This is a genomic window from Microbulbifer sp. YPW16 (genome assembly GCF_021290385.1).
GTDB lineage: Bacteria > Pseudomonadota > Gammaproteobacteria > Pseudomonadales > Cellvibrionaceae > Microbulbifer > Microbulbifer zhoushanensis.
This window is the reverse complement of the sequence record NZ_CP089928.1, coordinates 1,277,447-1,295,649: the sequence shown is the minus strand read 5'-3', so window position 1 is coordinate 1,295,649 and position 18,203 is coordinate 1,277,447. Positions and strand designations below refer to the sequence as shown.

Annotated in this window: 15 protein-coding genes; 7 read left to right on the top strand and 8 right to left on the bottom strand. The window is 61.7% G+C overall.

Translation table 11 applies throughout. The features are described 5' to 3' along the window. Nucleotides 1-31 precede the first annotated feature (31 nt). From LVE68_RS05630 to LVE68_RS05620, 3 genes are read left to right on the top strand one after another with little or no spacing between them, the layout of a single operon-like run. Nucleotides 32-1,087, top strand: coding sequence for an Ldh family oxidoreductase (locus LVE68_RS05630; protein WP_233006047.1), 1,056 nt, complete (start codon nucleotides 32-34; stop codon nucleotides 1,085-1,087). A 9-nt stretch (nucleotides 1,088-1,096) separates the two neighbouring features. After that, the gene (locus LVE68_RS05625) at nucleotides 1,097-1,498 is read left to right on the top strand and encodes a GFA family protein (protein ID WP_233006046.1); all 402 of its coding nucleotides are present in this window, start codon (nucleotides 1,097-1,099) and stop codon (nucleotides 1,496-1,498) included. A gap of 11 nt (nucleotides 1,499-1,509) precedes the next feature. Next, entirely contained in the window at nucleotides 1,510-2,088 is a 579-nt protein-coding gene (locus LVE68_RS05620; protein ID WP_233006045.1) for an HD domain-containing protein, read from the top strand. A gap of 37 nt (nucleotides 2,089-2,125) precedes the next feature. Here LVE68_RS05620 and LVE68_RS05615 read toward each other — a convergent pair whose 3' ends face one another. After that, entirely contained in the window at nucleotides 2,126-2,752 is a 627-nt protein-coding gene (locus LVE68_RS05615) for a DUF2799 domain-containing protein (RefSeq protein WP_233006044.1), read from the bottom strand. Between the two features lie 313 nt (nucleotides 2,753-3,065). Here LVE68_RS05615 and LVE68_RS05610 point away from each other — a divergent pair, with 313 nt between their 5' ends. Both LVE68_RS05610 and LVE68_RS05605 read left to right on the top strand, forming a co-directional pair. Next, nucleotides 3,066-4,508: an amidase gene (locus tag LVE68_RS05610; protein WP_233006043.1), complete on the top strand. Its 1,443-nt coding sequence runs from the start codon at nucleotides 3,066-3,068 to the stop codon at nucleotides 4,506-4,508. After that, entirely contained in the window at nucleotides 4,505-5,701 is a 1,197-nt protein-coding gene (locus LVE68_RS05605; protein ID WP_233006042.1) for a pyridoxal phosphate-dependent aminotransferase, read from the top strand. Before LVE68_RS05610 ends, LVE68_RS05605 begins: the two co-directional genes overlap by 4 nt. Here the strand turns inward: LVE68_RS05605 and LVE68_RS05600 are convergent. Together LVE68_RS05600 and LVE68_RS18190 are read right to left on the bottom strand one after the other, a co-directional pair. Next, on the bottom strand, nucleotides 5,667-6,137 hold the full coding sequence (locus LVE68_RS05600; protein ID WP_233006041.1) for an STAS/SEC14 domain-containing protein: 471 nt from the start codon (nucleotides 6,135-6,137) through the stop codon (nucleotides 5,667-5,669). The genes LVE68_RS05605 and LVE68_RS05600 overlap by 35 nt on opposite strands. 264 nt (nucleotides 6,138-6,401) lie before the next feature. Continuing rightward, complete coding sequence (locus LVE68_RS18190) at nucleotides 6,402-8,378, bottom strand: S8 family serine peptidase (RefSeq protein WP_305080409.1); 1,977 nt, start codon at nucleotides 8,376-8,378, stop codon at nucleotides 6,402-6,404. An 815-nt stretch (nucleotides 8,379-9,193) separates the two neighbouring features. Between LVE68_RS18190 and LVE68_RS05580 the strand changes: the two genes are divergently transcribed. After that, the gene (locus LVE68_RS05580) at nucleotides 9,194-11,785 is read left to right on the top strand and encodes a TonB-dependent receptor plug domain-containing protein (RefSeq protein WP_233006040.1); all 2,592 of its coding nucleotides are present in this window, start codon (nucleotides 9,194-9,196) and stop codon (nucleotides 11,783-11,785) included. 102 nt (nucleotides 11,786-11,887) lie between these two features. Here the strand turns inward: LVE68_RS05580 and LVE68_RS05575 are convergent, their stop codons facing one another. The 4 genes from LVE68_RS05575 to can all read right to left on the bottom strand — a co-directional run bounded on the left by LVE68_RS05575 (nucleotide 11,888) and on the right by can (nucleotide 15,918). Next, nucleotides 11,888-12,661, bottom strand: coding sequence for a glycerophosphodiester phosphodiesterase (locus LVE68_RS05575; protein WP_233006039.1), 774 nt, complete (start codon nucleotides 12,659-12,661; stop codon nucleotides 11,888-11,890). A gap of 146 nt (nucleotides 12,662-12,807) precedes the next feature. After that, nucleotides 12,808-13,320, bottom strand: coding sequence for a flavin reductase family protein (locus LVE68_RS05570; RefSeq protein WP_233006038.1), 513 nt, complete (start codon nucleotides 13,318-13,320; stop codon nucleotides 12,808-12,810). Nucleotides 13,321-13,457: 137 nt separating this feature from the next. Further along, nucleotides 13,458-15,122: an FAD-dependent oxidoreductase gene (locus LVE68_RS05565; protein WP_233006037.1), complete on the bottom strand. Its 1,665-nt coding sequence runs from the start codon at nucleotides 15,120-15,122 to the stop codon at nucleotides 13,458-13,460. Between the two features lie 139 nt (nucleotides 15,123-15,261). Then, a complete protein-coding gene (can, locus tag LVE68_RS05560; protein WP_233006036.1) occupies nucleotides 15,262-15,918 on the bottom strand; it encodes a carbonate dehydratase in 657 nt (218 codons plus the stop codon). Nucleotides 15,919-16,384: 466 nt separating this feature from the next. Between can and LVE68_RS05555 the strand changes: the two genes are divergently transcribed. Then, nucleotides 16,385-16,906 (top strand): GNAT family N-acetyltransferase, encoded by a 522-nt coding sequence (locus LVE68_RS05555; protein ID WP_233006035.1) that lies wholly within the window; start codon nucleotides 16,385-16,387, stop codon nucleotides 16,904-16,906. A 50-nt stretch (nucleotides 16,907-16,956) separates the two neighbouring features. Here LVE68_RS05555 and LVE68_RS05550 read toward each other — a convergent pair whose 3' ends face one another. Beyond that, entirely contained in the window at nucleotides 16,957-18,183 is a 1,227-nt protein-coding gene (locus tag LVE68_RS05550) for an MFS transporter (protein ID WP_233006034.1), read from the bottom strand. Nucleotides 18,184-18,203 lie beyond the last annotated feature (20 nt).

The following is an 18,203-nucleotide window of genomic DNA, read 5'->3' as shown; positions in this document are numbered from 1 at the left end:
TTAACCCGTATAAATGAAACAGGAGCATTCCATGGACACCCGCTACTCCGCCGCCGAACTTCATGAATTCGCCACCCGGCTGTTCCAGGCAGCGGGACTGGCGCAGGAACGCGCCGCGGTAATGGCCAATATCTTCCTGCAGGCAGACCTGCTGGGATTCACTACCCACGGCCTCAACCGGGTGCCGCACAACCTGGATTGGCTGCAGAGCGGTGAATCCCGGGCGAAAGGGGAGCCGGTGGAGCTGTCTGATCGTGGCAACTGCTTCAACTGGGATGCGAATTTCCTGCCGGGTCCCTGGGTGCTCTCACAGGCCGTCGGCCTCGCACTGCAGCGGGTCGAGGAACACGGCGTGGTGACCGCGACCATTCGCCGCAGCCAGCATATTGCCTGCCTGGCAGCCTACCTGCCGCCGGTGATCGAGGCGGGTTGCGTGGCTATTCTCACCTGCTCCACCCCGGCGGAGAATACCGTCTCGCCCCAGGGAGGGCGCGCGCCCCTGTTTTCTGCCAACCCGCTGGCGTTTGCCGCACCTGCCGGGGAGTACCCGCTCCTGTTTGATATCAGTATGTCGGTGACGGCCGGCGGTTACGTGGCCCGCGCCGCGCGCGAGGGCAGGAAGATGCCCCAGGCCTGCCTGAAAGACAGTGAAGGCCGCTTGTCCGATGACCCGGCGGCATTCCAGGATGGTGGCAGCATCCTGCCGGTGGGCGGTGCCGACCACGGTTACAAAGGTGCTGCCCTTAGCGCAATGCTGGAAGTCCTGTCCATGGGGCTGGGTGGTTACGGCCGCGCCGACGAGACTGCCAGTGGTGACGATGAGGCCAACTCGGTGTTCCTGCAGATAATTGATCCGCGTGCCTTCGGGCCGCAGTCCGACTTCTTGCGCCAGACCCGAGCCCTGTGTCACTTGTGGGAAAACAATCCCAGTGACGGGGGCGGGGAGGTTCGGGTGCCGGGCCAGCGTGCCTGGCACGCGCGGACTGAGCAGCTGCGCGATGGGGTATCACTTTACCCGTCGATCATGGAGGATATCCGGCCCTGGGCGGAAAAACTCGGTGTCGCCATACCGGAGCCCATTGCCTGAGGAGCAGGCATGAAAATGATCAGGTCTATTGGTGGAACAGCAATCAACCCTGTCCATCTTGCCCGCTGCCATTGCGGCGCGGTTGAACTGGAATTGCAGTTACCGGATGGGGTCGTGGACCCGCGGCGTTGCGACTGCTCCCTGTGCCGCCGCCGCGGGGCCATCATGGCTTCGGTACCCCTGGCCGCAATCCGCATCCGCAAGGGTGAGGCGGACCTGCGCCTCTACCAGTTCAACACCCGCACGGCGAGGCATTATTTCTGTGGCCGTTGCGGCATTTACACCCATCACCAGCGGCGTTCCAGCCCGGGAGAGTATGGTTTTAATGTCGGTTGCCTCGACGGGGTAAACCCGGCGGACCTGGAGGAAGTACCCACCAATGACGGTGTCAACCACCCCGCAGACAGGTAAAGGCTGACTGGATGCATGCGATAGAACGTGTCCTCGACTTTATTGTTGAGATCGAAAAACTGAAAAGCGTTACGCGCAAGACTCGCCCGGTGGGCCTGGAGCGCTACGAGAATTCTGCCGAGCACAGCTGGCACGTCTGCCTGTCTGCACTGATGCTGAAGGATTATGCCGACGATCCGATCGATATCGACCGGGTGATCCGCATGCTGCTGATTCATGACCTGGGTGAGATCGATGCCGGTGACAAGATCATTTATGCCAGTGAAACTGCCGAGCAGAAAAGCCGTGAGGCAGCCGGTGTCCGCCGGCTGCTGGACCTGTTGCCGGAGGGGCGCGGGGACGAATACTTTCGCCTGTGGGAGGAGTTTGAGGAGGGCGCCACCGCCGATGCCCGCTTTGCCCGCGCCGTGGACCGGGTGCCGCCGCTGCTCCACAACCTGCATGGCGGCGGCCACTCCTGGCGCAAGCACCAGGTATCGAAAGAGCGCGTGATGGATTTGAACAGCCGCATCGCCCTGGGCAGCAGGGCGCTCTGGGAGGAGATGGAAAAGCGCCTGCGGGGAGCGGCCGAGGATGGCCTGCTGAAGTAACGGGTTACTGCGGCAGGCTTCCCCGGCAGTTGGGCGTTTACCGGTAGGGCGAGCGGCGCTGGACCTCCTGGTACTCCGCCTCGCGCAATGCCAGTTCGTGTTCCAGGTCCTCGATCTCTATACCCAGTTCGGTATGGCGTTCCTTCAGCCGGGCGATGTCCGCCAGCAGGGTGATGCGCTCCTCGCGGGTAGCCTCGTCACTGATCAGGCGGGCGCTCATGCCGGTGATATCGTCGAGGATATGCTCGCGCTCCTCGGCGCGATCACCGATGGCACCGGCGACGCTGTTGACCGCACTGCGGGCCACATAAATTTCCCTGCCGGCTTCATAGGCGTGCAGGAACAGCCCTTCCAGGTCCGCGGGGCACACACCGTTGTAGTTGCCCCCGGCGCGGCCCAGGCGAAACCCGCGCATTTCTGTACAGTAATGCTCCAGGCCCTCGTTGCGGCCGGCGCGATAGGCACTGGTATCCGGCTGCACCCCGTGTTCCGCGCAGGCCTCGCGGCGCCGGCCCAGCTGGGCGACAGGCTGGCCGGCGGCGCCGTCCTCGAACCCGATGCCGTGCCAGTCGGCTACCAGGCATTCCTCTTCACTCATGGTGGCGCAGCCACCGAGCCACAGCGCCAGCAGGCTGGCGAAGGTTATCCGTATCAGTTTGTTCACGATTGCTTCCCGTTCGCGATGATTACTGCGCCTAAGGTACCGCATTCATCCTGTCTGTAGCCTGAAGCCGACACGGAAATCGTGAGGCGCATCACAAATTCGGCGAGAAGCAAGAGAGGGCATGCCGCATCCGGCAGTCGATGCATGAGGATTTCCCCGCCCCGGAAGGGATCTTGTTTGAGTACCCCTGTCCCAGTTGATGCCAGTGAGAAAATCGGGGCGCCATAGTCCACGAGAAGACGCCCGAATTGGCGCCAACTGGTACTAGGATTGGATGGCAATACAGAAGAAGCACAAGCGAGAGGATCCGCGGATGAACGAATTCGTCGGTATGACCGCCCTGCAACTACTGGAAGGGTATCGGAACAAGTCATTTTCCCCCGTGGAAGTTACCGGTGCACTGCTGGAGCAGATTGAGCGCTGCAACAGCGCAGTGAACGCCTATAACCTGGTGGACCCGGAGACCACGCTGGAATACGCACGTGCCTCGGAGCAGCGATACCAATCCGGGGCGACCCGGGGGGTGCTCGACGGTGTACCGGTGGCAATCAAGGACGTATTCCTCACACCCATGTGGCCCACCCTGAAGGGCTCGAAAACGGTCAACCCGGAATCCACGCTCAACAAGCAGGCCCCCTGTGTGGCCGCGCTGGACCGCAACGGTTACGTGCCCCTGGGCAAGACCACTACACCGGAATTCGGCTGGAAAGGTGTAACCGATAACCCAATCGACGGCGTTACCCGCAACCCATGGCATACCGACAGGACCGCCGGAGGCTCCAGTGGTGGCAGCTCGGCGGCGGTGGTACTGGGTATGGGGCCGCTGGCACTGGGAACCGATGCTGGCGGCTCGATTCGCATTCCCGCGGGTTTCTGTGGCCATGTGGGCCTGAAACCCAGCTTCGGTGAGGTGCCGCACTGGCCCGCCAGCCCGTTCGGGACCCTCGCCCACGCGGGTCCCATGACCTGGACCGTGGCCGACTGCGCGCTGATGATGAACGTGCTGAGCGAGGCCGATGACCGCGATACCAACGCCATCCCGCGCCGCAATATCGATTACCTGGCGTCGATACAGGGCGAGCCGGAAGAATTGCTCAAGGGCCTCAAGATCGCCTTCAGTGCCACCCTGGGTTATGTGAGCGTGGACCAGGAAGTGGAAGAAAGCGTGCGTGAGGCCGCCCATGTACTGCAGTCACTGGGCGCGCAGGTGGTGGAGGTGGCCCCGGGTTTTGACGATCCCCTGGCCTCGTTCGGTCACCTGTTTTACGGTGGCGCCGCCAATGCCCTGCGCGACCTGGGCAAGCGCCAGCGCGCGCAGATGGATCCGCAGCTGGTGGCGGTATCGGAAAAAGCGGCGCAGCTTTCAATGCTGGATTACCTGGGGGCGGTGAATGAGCGCATGGCATTGTGCGAGCGCATGGTGGCCTTCCACCGCAAGTACGACCTGCTGCTCACCCCGACCCTCCCGATCACCGCCTTCAAGGCCGGGCGCGAGGTGCCAGAGGACTGGCCCAGCACCCGCTGGCCTTCGTGGACGCCCTATACCTATCCCTTCAATATGACGGGCCAGCCGGCGATCTCGGTACCCTGTGGTTTTGCCGGCGACGGCCTGCCGATTGGCTTGCAGCTGGTGGGGCGGCGATTCGAAGACGCCGCGGTGCTGCGCGCCGCGCAGGCCTACCAGCTGGCGCGGCCGCTGACCGACCGCCGCCCGGCATTGTTCCACGAAGGTGCTGAAGCTGGAGTGCAGGTATGAGCCGGCTGGATTTCGATTTCTATGAATCCGAGGATCCGGTCTGGAACCCGGCACTGCTGACCATCCCGGTGCCGGGAATCCGCAAGATGGTGAACCTGGCGTCCACCATGGACGACGTAATCCACCTGTCCATTGGCCAGCCCGATGCGCCGGCGCCGCCCCATGTGATCCAGGCCACGGTGGATGCGCTGGAGGCGGGGCAGACCGGTTACACCATGGATGCGGGCCTGCCGGAACTGCTGGAGGCCCTGGCCGAGTACAATGGCGAGCGCTACGGCAGGGCCATCACGCCGGAGAATATCCTCGTAACCACCGGCGCCACCGAGGCCATCTACCTGGCGCTGACTGCAGTGTCCGCGCCGGGGCGGGAATTTATCGTGCCGGACCCCGCGTTTATGCTGTATGCACCGCTGATCCGCATGAACGGCGGCGAAGTCCGGCATATTCCCACCCGCGCCGAGAACAATCACCAGCTGGACCCGCAGGAGGTGATTGACGCGATCGACACCAACACCCACGCGATTGTGCTCAACTCCCCCAGCAATCCCACTGGCACAGTTTACCCGCGGGAGACGGTGGAGACCATCGTGCAGGAAGCGGCCTACCGGGGCATCTACGTGATCAGTGACGAGGTTTACGATCACCTGGTTTACGACCGCGACTATGCCGGCGTGCTGTCCTGCTGTTCCGACCTCGACCACGTGATGATCATCAGCAGTTTCTCCAAGACATTCAGTATGGCGGGTATGCGTATCGGCTGGTTGATTGCCAGCCAGGGCGCGATCCGCAAATTGCGCCGTTACCATATGTTCACCACCACGGTGGCCAACACCCCGTGCCAGTGGGCCGGGGTGGCCGCATTACGCGGCGACCGCGGTTTTATCAAGGATATAATCAGCACCTACAAGGCGCGCCGGGATCGGCTGGTACAGCTGGTGGAGGAAACGCCGTTCCTGGAGGGGTATGTACCGGACGGGGCCTTCTACCTGTTCCCGGCGCTGCCGGAAGGGGTTAACGGCAATAACGTGGCCCTGCGGCTGTTGCGGGAAACCGGTGTCTGTACCATTGCCGGTGACACTTTTGGCGAGTCCTGCCGCAACGCCCTGCGCATCAGCTATGCCACCTCCATCGACCAGATAGAGCGGGCGTTCGAGCGGATCATTCCGTGGATGGAGAAGCAGGATTTTGGTTGAACCCAGGCTGTAAATTCGCTTTTTTCGATATTCTACCCGGCCGGTTTGGTTGTTCATGCCGGCTGCATGACCCGCCGGCCAACCAGGCCTCCGCTTCGTCTTCCTCATCCAGGTCAAACCCCTTGATATCCAGGCCCGGGAATAGCTTCCCCTCCAGCTCACTGGCAGTCTGTATCCAGTCGGCATCGGTGATTACTGCCGCACGCTCAAAATGTGTCATTGCGCGGAGTAACTCCGGCAGGCGTGAGAACTTGATGACCATGGCCCCGAAGCTTGGCAAATGAAAGTCCCGGATCCGGTACAGCATCCTTCCGTTTTCAAGCTCCCTGGACAGCGCGACGAATTCATCGAGTGCTTTCTCCATTCCTGCGCCGTTCAGGTCGCCCGAGAACTCGATATCGATCCGCTTTGGCCCGGTGCGTTTGATGCTGAGCATTTTTCTCTCCCTTTGTTGGCGGCCGGTCCTGGGTTTCGCAGGCCACACTCGACAATCTGGTACCAATATATTGCCGATGCAGGATCCCTCGATATTGACCTGGATCAACCTGGTTGATGGTTTGCAAACGCCGGTTGGAAACCTGGCAGTACTGCCTTGCAGTGACTTGTTACAGTGCTCCCGTTTTCCCGGACAGCGGCAGGCAGCCATAAAAAAGGGGCGCCCTGCGCCCCTTGTTGTCTCATGTACTACCAGTCTGGCCTGTCAGTTGCTGAACCAGTAGGCATCCAGTTGCATACCACTGGCACCGCGGCGGGAATTCAGGCCGATATGCCAGGTGCCCGCGGCCGGGTTGCTGATGGTGCAGGTCTCGTCGTTGCCACCACCTGCGTCACGGCAGTCGTAGTTCCTGCGGGTCGGCTCGGCCCCGAAGCGCAGGTACAGGTCGGCATTGCCGCTGCCACCGGTTGTTGATACATCCAGGCTGGTGGCGCCGGCCGGCACGTCGATGGTGTAGTACTGCCATCCGTCCGCGGCGACGCTGACGCCAGTGGCGGTGAAGCCGTCGCTGGTGGGCTCTGTGCCGCCGTCGCTGACAGTCACAGCCTGGGTGCTGTTGCCGGTGGCGCCATCATCGTCGGTGACGGTCAGGGTGACCGAGTAGGTACCCGCAGCACTGTAGGTGTAGGTGGGGTTCTGGTCTGAGGACGAGCCTCCGTCACCAAAGTCCCAGCTGTAGCTGACAATGGTGCCGTCGCTGTCAGAGCTGGAATCGGTAAAGGTCACGAACAGGTCGCTGGCACTGAAGCTGAATCCGGCCACCGGCGCCTGGTTGGTGGGGGTGCCACCGCCGCCGACCGCGTCGATCGCCGCGCTCGCATCAATAATCCCCGCACCACAGCCGCCGCTACAGGCCCCGGGCAGGGGACGCGCGGTAGACTTGAGGATGCTCTCCACTTCGGAAGGGGTGAGGCCGCTATCGGTGGCATACATCAGGGCCGCAGCACCGGAAACATGCGGTGCTGCCATCGAGGTGCCCTGGTAATAAACATAGGTCTCGTTACCGGGGCTGGTCTGGCCGTCGTTGAGGGTGGAAGCCACCCCGTGGGTGGAATCGTACTGCAGGTCGCCTCCGGGGGCACTTACATCCACAGTGGAGCCGTAGTTGGAATAGTAAGACCGGGCACCAAAGCGCTCGGTAGCTGCTACGGAAATGACGTTGTCGCAGCTGGCCGGGCGATAACCTGAGGCATCCGCATCGCTGTTGCCGGCACTCACGACAACGGTTGTGCCATTGGCTACCGCGACATCGATAGCCGCCTGGTAGGTGGAGTCACAGGAGCCACTGCCGCCCAGGCTCATATTGATTACCTGCGCCGGGTTGCTGTTCACCGGTACGCCGGACACACTGCCGCCGGAAGCCCAGACAATACCGTCGGCGATATCGGACAGGTAGCCGCCGCATTTGCCCAGTACCCGCACCGGCACTACCTTCGAATCGAAGGCTACACCAGCAACGCCCTTGCCATTGTCTGTAACCGCGGCAACGGTTCCGGCCACGTGGGTCCCGTGCCAGCTGCTGGGCTGGTCCTGCGGCGGGCTCAGGAAACCGCACTCGCTGAAGCTAACCGCATCGCCGGGATCACTGGGATCGGCGTCGCGACCGTCGCCATCGTTGGAGACGAAGGTATCGTCGATAAAGTCGTAGCCCGGCAGGATATTGGCGTCCAGGTCCGAGTGGTAGACATAGCCGGTATCCAGCACCGCGACAGTGGCACCGGTGCCGGTCTGCTTGTCCCAGGCGGCGGGCAGGTTGATGCCGCCGGTGGCCTCATAGTAATGCCATTGAAGATCGTAGTAAGTGTCATTGGGCACGAACTGTGGCTGCATCAGCGCATCTTCCTCAACCGACACCACGTTGGGATCGGCTTCCAGTTTTGCCATCAACTTCTGCAGCTGCCCCGGTGCCATACGCTGGCCGAGTTGGTAAACCTGCCGGTCGCGCAGGGCAAGCCCGCGCACATGGGCCAGGCTGGTATTGGCCCGTGCACCATAGGCTTTGGCCCGGGCGGGCCAGTCACGCTGCGCTGTGTCCTTGTACTGAACGATGATGCGCTGGGGCATATTGGAAAAATCTGTGACGTTACTGCCGGTTACCGCAAGAGTGCCGCTTGAGGCTGCGCCCAGGGTGAGGGCGGCAGTGAGCGCGGCGAGACGAGACCCCTTCAGAATGGATTGCATTCTTATTCTTCTCCCGAATTGGTAAATGGAGTGATTGAAAAGCGCGTGGTGCGGGGTCGCCGCTGGCGATCGCGCCCCCGCGCCCCCAAAACCGGGGTGGTATATGCTCCTGGATACCTCACTTCAGGACACAGTAAATTCGGTTCCGGAAGTTAAAACATTTTCCAATACTGGTGGGTATGCAAGGGAGCTGTCCCGGAAACGAGACCCCGCTCACGGGAGTGTGTCGAAGGAGCTGACAGCTCCCCTGGAGGAATGATGATAGAGCCGGCAGCTGCGGTAGAAGTTGCCCGAAAAGAGATACTGCGTCCGGGAGTATGTGACTGCCGTTTCTCAAGTCCTTTGAGAAACCCCATTCATCAATAGCGAGCCATTGCCGGGCTCGGTGTGAGACTGGCCGAAACTGGTAAGTGCCAGGAGTTCACAATATTGTGTCTTTGCTGACAATTGGTGAACTCTGTTTGTGTTTGTGAAAGCTACCTGTACCAGTCGGTCCGACAACTGGGCGGACGCCATTGCGAGGTCGGATTTGCTGGGAGGAGGCATCTCTTCAAAAACCGCTAAAAGCGATAATAAAACATACGCTTGGCGCGAAATTCAGTCTCACCTGTAACAAATTATCCAGTGAAGCGGCCGGTGTTTTGTCAATTGTCCTGAAGCATTGCCCGTACTGCCACGTTTGCATACTCTGGCTGCACATAAAAAGTGCGTCTACCGTACGTAGTTGCACAAAAAATAAGCATCGCGCGCCTTCCTGGGGTATCAGATGGCGGGAAGCTCGATGGAATAACCATAAGAGAGAGGACGGGCCCATCATGAGTAGATATTCATTCAAGCCGTTGTCACTGGCGATTGCCGCCGCCCTGGCGGTGCCGGTTTCCGGGGCTTTCGCCCAGGAGCAGGAAGAGTCCACGCCCGGTGCCGACAACCGGGTTATGGAAGAAGTGATTGCCACCGGTACGCGGCGGGAGGGCACATTGCCCACCGAGACCCTGTCTCCGGTGGATGTGGTTGGTGGGGGCGACCTGGCCGACCAGGCGAGCTTTGACCTGACCGAGTCGCTGTCCAAGATTGCGCCTTCATTCAATACCCAGCGCTTCCCGATTGCCGACGGTACCGCATTTATCCGCCCGGTGACCTTACGTAACCTGTCCCCGGACCAGACCCTGGTGCTGGTGAACGGTACCCGCCGGCACCGCTCGGCGCTGGTAAACCTGCAGGTGGCCCCACTGGGTACTGTTAACCAGGGTGCCCAGGCGGTGGACTTCTCTGCCCTGCCGTCTGCCGCAATTGAGCGTGTGGAAGTACTTCGGGATGGCGCCTCGGCCCAGTATGGCTCCGATGCCATCGCGGGCGTGGTTAACGTGATCCTGAAAGACGATGCCGAGGGCATTAATGTAGCGGCGCAGACCGGTGAGTATTTTGAGGGCGATGGCACCCGCAACAGTGTTTCCGTAAACGCCGGTTTCGGTCTGGGCGATCGTGGTTTTGTGAACACGACCATCGAGCGCTCTACGGCTGACAAGACATGGCGCGGTGCGGCCCGCCCGGATGCGGAATTTGTCGGCAGTGTTGTCGGTGAGGACCTGGTGCCGCTGGAAGGCCTCGGCCAGCGCTGGGGCGACCCGGAAGTGGAAACCACGAAGCTATTCGTGAACGCCGGCTACGATCTCAGCGAGAGCGTCGAGCTGTACGGCAACCTCGGGTACTCTGACAACGAGACCATTTCGGATTTCTTCTACCGCGGACCGGTGCTGGAGCCGCAGTATGAATTCGCTGCCCGCGGCACACTGCAGGTAGACGGGGATGGCGACTTTATGCCGGATCCCGCACCGCAGTCGCTCATCGACAGCATTGTCGGCCAGGGGCTGACCCCATCCGACTACCTGGTGGCCGATGCCTCGAGCCCCAGTGGCTACGTGCTGCGCAACCCGATTTACTCCATGTTTCCTGGCGGCTACAACCCACAGTTCGGCGCCAATATTACCGACCTGTCAGCGGTATTCGGTGCACGTGGCGAGCTGGCTTCCGGCCTGAGCTGGGATGTGCGGGCTCGCACGGCGGAAAACGAGGTTTCCTACGTACTGAAGGACTCCATCAACCCGAGCCTTGGTGCACTGTCGCCGACCTCTTTCAATCCGGGCACACTGACCCAGGAAGAGACCAGTGTGAATGCCGACTTTGTGCAACCGGTTGATATAGCGGCCTTTGCGTCGCCCCTGAACGTGGCTTTCGGTATGGAGTGGCGTCGCGAGACCTACAAGATAGGTGCCGGTGACGAGGCATCGATTGTATCCGGTCCCACCGCCGCACAATTTGGCGTGGGCTCCGACGGGTTCCAGGGCTTCCCGGAAGAGGCTGCCGGAAGTTACGACAGCGACAGCGTCGCAACTTATGTGGACCTGGAAACGGATATCACTGACCAGCTGACAGTGGGTGCGGCGCTGCGCTACGAGGATTTTGACCAGTTTGGTTCTACCTCGGACTGGAAACTCTCCGGCCGTTACGACTTCAGTGAGGCTTTCGCGCTGCGGGCTACCATGAATACCGGTTTCCGTGCGCCGACCCCGGGCCAGGTGAATACGCTCAATGTCACCACCACTGCAGATGCCAGCGGTAACCTGATTCCGAACGGTACCTACCCGGTCAATCACCCGGTCGCTGAAGCTCTCGGCGCAGTGGCACTGAACCCGGAAGAGTCCACCAGCTTTACCATCGGTGCCGTGATCAACCCGCTGGACAACACCAGTATCACTATCGATTACTACAACATCGACATCCAGGACCGACTGGCACTGCGCAATAACACCATTGGCGCAGACGAGGTAGCCCTGCTGTCGAACGCCGGAATCGAGGATGCCGCACTGCTGCAGGGAAGTAATGCCAACTTCTTCGTAAACGCCTATGATTCCGAGGTCAGTGGCATCGACCTGGCGATCACCAGCGACTTCGAAGTTGCCGGCAACCTGCTGGTGGTGGACCTGCGCCACAATCACAACCAGCAGGAAGTGACCGATGTTGCTGCCAACACGATCAATGACCTGCGCGTTTACGACCTGGAAAACCAGGTGCCCAGCGACCGCACCACGCTGACCTTCGACTACGACACCGGCGGCCTGGTGAATGGTTACCTGCGTTTCAATCGCTACAGCGACTGGGAATCCACCGGCGGCCTGTTTGAGTCTGGCCCGGCTACGTATAGCGGCGAGCTGCTGACTGACCTCGAGGTGACCTTCAACCTGGCAGACAACTACAAGGTGGCTGTCGGCGGTGAGAATATCTTTGATGTCGAGGCTGATGAGGAAGCGGACCCGACGCTGCAGTTCCTGGGAGTGCAGCAGTCCCTGACCTCGCCGTTTGGCTTTAACGGAGGCTTCTGGTACCTGCGGGCCAGCGCGCAGTTCTGACCCGTTCCCGGGCAACCAACAAAAAAGCCGGCGCTTGCGCCGGCTTTTTTTGTTTCTGTCCAGCTGCTTTTGCTTCAAAGCAGCTGTCGGTGCATATGCTTGTCAGAGTGGTCCGGCCGGGCGGGTATCCTGTTCTTCCTCATTGAGGAACAGGACTTCTGCAGTGCGGGCAGCATTGTAGTTCATCACCAGCTGCGGTTCGTCGGTGAAAACGCCATCGGCGCCCATGGCGGCGACCAGGTGCAGGTCGTCGAGGTTGTTGACCGTGAACACATAATTGCGCAGCCCGCGACGCTTGCCGTCGGCAATCAGCTCGGCATCGACGAAATCCAGGCTCAGGTGCATGGAGTAGGCCTTGAGCGGCTCGGCACAGGCGGCCAGGTCCAGGGGGATACTGCCCAATAACACGCCGCGGCGGACTTCCGGGATCATCTGCAGGCTCTCATAGAGCTGGCGGTGATCGAAGGAAGATACCAGGTACTGCTCGAAGCTGGCACCGGTGTCGCGGACAAAGGATTCCAGTTCCTCTGCCACCAGCGCGGCGCAGCTGGGGCCCTTGATTTCAATATTGAGCTGGCAGTGGTTGCCCACGGTTTCCAGCACCTCGCGCAGGGTGGGTACGCGCCCCCCACAGGGCAGCAGTTTTTCGCGCAGGGCATTGGGGCAAAGGTCGGTGAGCAGTTCGCTGCCGGCAATCAACCGGCCCAGGCGCCGGTCGTGCTTGACCAGCAGCTGGCCACCGATATTCCAGATATCGATCTCGATACCGTCCACGTCGAACTCCAGTGCGTGCTCGATGGCCTGCAGGGTGTTCTCAGTGGCTTTCTGCCGGTAGCCGCGGTGGGCGAAGCAGAAGAGAGAGCCGGGTGTCTGCATAGGTCGCTGCTCAAAAAGTGCTCACTTTACAGTTTGCCCCTGAATTATGACGTCAAAATGACAGGGCAACCAAGCGCGGGAAGGGTCTTAAATGCAGTTTTGGCGGGTGGTACGCCCCCGGCGGAGCCGGGGGCGCCAGTGGCCTGTCAGTCTCCGGCCAGGGCGCGGTAGCGGCCGCGGTGGAAAACCAGGGGCTCGCCGCCCGAGGCGGTGAAATCGGTCACTTCGCCCAGCAGGATGGTGTGATCACCGCCCTCGATACACTGGGCCAGGCGGCACTGGAACAGGGCCGCACAGTCGTCCAGCAGGGGAACCTGGTGCGGGCCCGGCCGCCACTGCACGTGGCCAAACTTGTCGGCACCACGGCCGGCGAAAAGGTTGGAGATGTGCTGCTGGTCGGACTTGAGCACATGCACCGCAAAGTGCCCCTCGGCGGTAAAGGCATCGTAACCCAGGGACTGCTTGTCGATACTCCACAGCACCAGGGGCGGGTCCAGCGATACGGAATTGAAGCTGTTCACGGTCATGCCCACAGGTTGCCCGGCCGCGTCGGTGGTGGTGACCACGGTCACGCCAGTGGCGAACAGCCCCAGGGTGTCGCGCAGGGCGCGGTCCGGCTGGGTGGCGGGAGAGGACGCTGTGGTGCTGTCTGTGGTCATACCGTCGTTTAAAAATTGAGCAAATTTAAGGTTGGCGGCCATTCTACGCGAAAATCTGGCTTATTGCGCGTTTTGCATCCTGCGGAAAAACGTTGCCCCCCGGATAGCCCCCCGCGGGCGGCTATCCGGGGTGTGACTTACTGGTCAGCCTGCATCAGCGGTGCACACCGGGATACCAGTTCATCCCGCGCAGCGATGCGTGATCCCGTCAGTGCAAAGCCCAGTAGCTGGCCGCTGTTGTCGCGGAATTCCGCCTGCACACCATCACTGTCCGCCTGCACGTGCCATTCGCCCTCGGCCCCGGAACGCGGCGGGCACACGGTAGTGGGTCGCAGGGTCGTCTTCACCGCCACCGGGATGGCGCCGTAGCGTACGGCTTCAGGTTCGCCACTGAGGGTCTTTGCCAGCGCACGTGCACAGGCCATCAACGGTGCCACGAAGTAGAGCTGGTGGCCCTCGACCTCGGCGCAGTCACCGAGGGCAAACACGCTGCTGTCACTGGTACGCAGGTGGCGGTCCACCCGGATGCCCCGGTCCACGTCCAGTCCGGCCATTTCCGCCAGTCCGGTATTGGCCTGCAGGCCCAGGGCCGCGAGGGCAATATCCACCTCGAGGGTCTTGCCATTGTCCAGTTCTGCTCGCAGCCCGCTACCCTGTCGATCCAGTCGGGTGAGGCAGCTCCTGGGATGGAAGCGCACGCCGGCACTTTCCAGCTTGCGCCGCAGGTCGCGGCCGGCGGTCTCCGGCAGCAGCGTGGCCAGGGGCCAGGGCAGGGGATCGACCACATTGACCTCGTAGCCCGCCTGCACCAGGTCGTTGGCGAATTCACAGCCGATCAGTCCGGCGCCCAGTAACAGTACCCGGCGCCTGCCGGCCAGCGCGGTACGGAAACCGTGGTAGTCGTCGAGGCTGTTGACGCGGAACAGGCGGGCCAGGCCATCACCCTCGATGGCGGGCAGCGGACGGCAGCTGGCACCGGTGGCCAGAACCAGCTTGCCGTAACGCAAGGTCGCCTGGTGGCTGCCGTTCACCGGTGCCACGGTCAGGGTTCGCGTGGCCGTTTCGATATTGTTTACATGGGTGTGTACCAGGATTTCGGCATCCAGTTCCCGCGCCATCTCCTCCGCGGAGCTGTTGGCCAGCTGCTGGGGTGTCTTGCCATGGGCCAGTGACGCGGACAGCAACGGCTTGGAGTAGAAAGTGCCATCGTCTGCGGTAACCAGCACCAGCGGTGTGGTGCGATCCAGCTTGCGGAATTCACGTGCCAGGTTGTAGCCAGCCAGGCCGGTGCCGATGATCACCAGGGGCTCGGCGTTGCCGTCGATGGCCGGGGTCGGTGCCGCTTCGGGCTCCGGTGCTTCCGCGCCATCGGATACCAGCACCATATCGAATTCTTCCTTACCCACGCCGCACTGCGGGCAGCACCAGTCTTCGGGTATATCTTCCCAGCGGGTGCCCGGGGCAATGCCGTCTTCCGGCCAGCCCCTGGATTCATCGTAAACCCAGCCGCATACCATGCATTCCCAGATGCGGGTACCCGTCGGCACCTGTGCTGAGGATTCTGCTTTTGCCGGGCCGCTGTGGGTGGTGGATACGGCTGCTGTACCGGGGGCAGGTTCGGCGGCGGCCTTCACCTCGAGCATCACAAACTCTTCCTTCGCCGCGCCGCACTCGGGACAGCTCCAGTCTTCCGGGATGTCCTCCCAGCGGGTACCCGGGGCGATGCCGTCCTCCGGCCAGCCCTTGGATTCGTCGTAAACCCAGCCACAGATCTGGCATTCCCAGACACGGTATTCAGTCATTGCTCCCCCGACTAATTATGCGTGAATGCGGTATGCGGCCCGGACCGAGATGGAAAAACAGGCAGGCACTACCGTCCTCGCCGTTCCTGGCCCGGCGAGGTAAGCGTGGCAGTGTAAGGAAAATCGCGGGCTAAGTCTGCTACTCGACGTCGCGCTGGGCGATATTGGTCAGCGCGCTGTGATAGACCTCGGCAATCTCGCCGGGGTGGGTTACGGATATGCCCAGGTCGTGCACCAGTCCGTCCCGCAGGCCGTAGACCCAGCCATTGACTGACAGTTTCTGGCCCTTGCGCCAGGCGTCGCGAACGATGGTGGTCTGGCAGACATGAATGACCTGCTCAAGTACGTTCAGTTCGCACAACAGGTCGATCCGCTCTTTCTGCTGGAACAGGTCGATCAGGGTGTGGTGTTTTTCCCGCACGTCCTGGATATGGCGCAGCCAGTTATCGATCAGGCCCAGCTGCTGGTTTTCCAGGGCCGCCTGGACGCCGCCACAGCCGTAGTGGCCGCAGACGATGATGTGCTTGACCTTGAGGATCTCCACCGCGTACTGCAGCACCGACAGGCAATTGAGGTCAGTGTGCACCACAACATTGGCGACATTGCGGTGTACGAACAGCTCACCCGGCAGCAGGCCGACGATCTCATTGGCGGGCACACGGCTGTCGGCGCATCCGATCCACAGGTACTCGGGCGTCTGTTGCCTGGACAGTTTGACGAAAAAGTCCGGCTTTTCCCGCCGCGTAGCCAGGGACCATTGTTGATTGTTTTTTAACAGGTGCTTGAGCGGGTGCAATATCGTTTCCCAGTATGAATGCGGGTTGACCCTTTGGTCGGACAGTGCACAGAGCATATCCGGTTTACCCCGGCCGGCCAAGTTTTGGGAGTACCGTCCCGGGGCGTCGTCTGCGGTCCCGCGTATCTGGTAAGCTGCCTCCCAGCCGACCGGTATTATCTGGCCCTAGCAGGCGCTGGCCGGTCTGGAACAAGAGATTTTTAACTGGGGTTTCCTGATTATGGCCCGTCGTCGTCCCGCCCGGCTCTCCCTGCGCACCCGCCGCCGCGCCTTCCGAGCCACGCCCCTCTGTCGCCACCGGACCCGGGTGCGATGGCTGTTGAAGCAGCGGACCCGCATACGCAGCTATAAGCGGTTGTTTCCCGAAGATGAAAAAAATGGCCGGAAAGAAGGGGATTCCAGCTCCTGAAATGGCGCCGGGCCTGCCTCCTGAAGACATTCATCGAATCTGCAACTGGAGTGGAGTATGACCACCGACCAACCCGAAGTCGCCAAAGCACCCGACCTGTCTGTGGGCATTTGCCTGGCGGATTACAGTGACCCGCGCCACGGGGCGGATATCGTCGCATTGATGGACCACTATTCCCGCGATCCCTTCGGCGGGGGTGAACCGCTCAGTGAGCGTTGCCGCGCAGAGCTGGTGGAGAAGCTGGGCAAGTTTCCCGGGGCTTTTACTGTGCTTGCCTACAGTGAGGGGCGTGCGGTCGGCCTGGTCAACTGCTTTACCGGGTTCTCGACTTTCCAGTGCGCGCCCCTGGTGAATATTCACGATGTGGTGGTTCACCGGGATGCCCGCGGCGCCGGCATCTGCGCTGCCATGCTCGACCTGGTGGTGACAGAGGCACGGGTGAGAGGCTGCTGCAAACTGACAATGGAAGTGCTGGAAAAGAACCAGCCGGCGCAGACCGCTTACCGCAAGTCTGGTTTCAAGCCTTATATCCTCGACGAGGCGCACGGGGCGGCGCTCTTCTGGGAGCGTTATCTCTGACATCAATCCACTCAAGTGGATCTGGTCCTGAGCCCGGTTATGGTAGCCGCTTATTTTGCGGGCTGGTGCGAGGGTTTCTCACTGGCCCGCCTGTGACCCTGTGCCAGTTTGAGCAGTGTGATTACCGCAATCAGCACGGCGCCCAGCAATAAGCCCGAAAGTGGGGCCTGCGGCATCGCCTGGTAGATCCAGCCGCCCACAGCAAAACCGAGGGTATATCCGCCAGTGTGCAGTAGTGACAGGCTGCCGAACTGCCGCCCGAAGCCCTGGCTGCCCTGCGCAGCAAGCAGTGTCGTGTAGCCGGGTATCAGCAGCGCAGCACCTGCCACCACCAGGAGTAATCCCGGGAAAGCCGGCCAGCTTCCCAGGCTGAGGTTGGCAATGGCGGCACCCGCCGCGAATAGCAGGGCCCCGAGCGCCAGGGCAGTGCGGGGCCCGCGCAGTCTTTTCCCCAGTGTCCACTGAACCAGTGCGCCACAGCCGGCGGCAGCGACCAGGATTAGCGCGGCGGTGGAAGAGGCGTTGCCCGCCTCATGTCCATAATAATCCATCAGCACCGGACCCAGTGCCAGTTGCAGCTGGCCGATTGAGGCCGTGCCCAGAACCGCAAGGGCAAACAGGGCCATCGGTAGCCCGGTGTTCCGGGGCGCCACCGGCAGCACCCCGGGAGCGCGCCTCCCCCGCCCGCTGCCAGTGATTACCATGAGGCCGATCAGGGGCAGCAGTGCAAGCCAGCCCAGAGTCCGGATTTCCCCGCTTCCGAGTGTCGCTATTACAAGCAACGGGCCGAATCCCCGACCGAGGTTGGCTGCTGCAGACACGGAAGACAGGGCTGCGAGTTCCCGGCCGGGACGGGACAGATCGACTGCCCAGGCCTGGCAAGCAGGATAAACCCCGGCGGCGCTGATACCGTAGAGAATCCGGCTCAACCCGAGTAGCAGCATTGCGGTGGCGCCATTGATTTCCCTGGCAGCCAGCAACAGCAGCAGAGTCACGAACGATGCCTGCGCTATCAGTGTCCCGAACAGGCTGAGCAGGAGGACTGGCCGGCGGCCGTAACGGTCGCTCGCGATTCCCCAGGCCCGGCTTGATGCCATCAGGGACAGCGTCCCAACCGCGACAAGGCTGCCAATAGCGGCAAGATCAAGGCTGCACTGCCGGGCAATGACCGGAACCAGTGACAACAGGATAACCTGTGCAGCCCCCTGGCTGGCGACCACCACGTAAAGTCGCCAGGAATGCGGCTTCGCACCTGAAGCATTCACACCAACTTTCATTCCAATCTCGCCTTCCTCTC

What these genes read in the sequence shown, in the direction of transcription:
- LVE68_RS05630 (WP_233006047.1), top strand. Translation starts at nt 32, where the DNA reads ATGGACACCCGCTACTCCGCCGCCGAACTTCATGAATTCGCCACCCGG.
- LVE68_RS05625 (WP_233006046.1), top strand. Translation starts at nt 1,097, where the DNA reads ATGAAAATGATCAGGTCTATTGGTGGAACAGCAATCAACCCTGTCCAT.
- LVE68_RS05620 (WP_233006045.1), top strand. Translation starts at nt 1,510, where the DNA reads ATGCATGCGATAGAACGTGTCCTCGACTTTATTGTTGAGATCGAAAAA.
- LVE68_RS05610 (WP_233006043.1), top strand. Translation starts at nt 3,066, where the DNA reads ATGAACGAATTCGTCGGTATGACCGCCCTGCAACTACTGGAAGGGTAT.
- LVE68_RS05605 (WP_233006042.1), top strand. Translation starts at nt 4,505, where the DNA reads ATGAGCCGGCTGGATTTCGATTTCTATGAATCCGAGGATCCGGTCTGG.
- LVE68_RS05600 (WP_233006041.1), bottom strand. Translation starts at nt 6,137, where the DNA reads ATGCTCAGCATCAAACGCACCGGGCCAAAGCGGATCGATATCGAGTTC.
- LVE68_RS18190 (WP_305080409.1), bottom strand. Translation starts at nt 8,378, where the DNA reads ATGCAATCCATTCTGAAGGGGTCTCGTCTCGCCGCGCTCACTGCCGCC.
- LVE68_RS05580 (WP_233006040.1), top strand. Translation starts at nt 9,194, where the DNA reads ATGAGTAGATATTCATTCAAGCCGTTGTCACTGGCGATTGCCGCCGCC.
- LVE68_RS05575 (WP_233006039.1), bottom strand. Translation starts at nt 12,661, where the DNA reads ATGCAGACACCCGGCTCTCTCTTCTGCTTCGCCCACCGCGGCTACCGG.
- LVE68_RS05570 (WP_233006038.1), bottom strand. Translation starts at nt 13,320, where the DNA reads ATGACCACAGACAGCACCACAGCGTCCTCTCCCGCCACCCAGCCGGAC.
- LVE68_RS05565 (WP_233006037.1), bottom strand. Translation starts at nt 15,122, where the DNA reads ATGACTGAATACCGTGTCTGGGAATGCCAGATCTGTGGCTGGGTTTAC.
- LVE68_RS05555 (WP_233006035.1), top strand. Translation starts at nt 16,385, where the DNA reads ATGACCACCGACCAACCCGAAGTCGCCAAAGCACCCGACCTGTCTGTG.
- LVE68_RS05550 (WP_233006034.1), bottom strand. Translation starts at nt 18,183, where the DNA reads ATGAAAGTTGGTGTGAATGCTTCAGGTGCGAAGCCGCATTCCTGGCGA.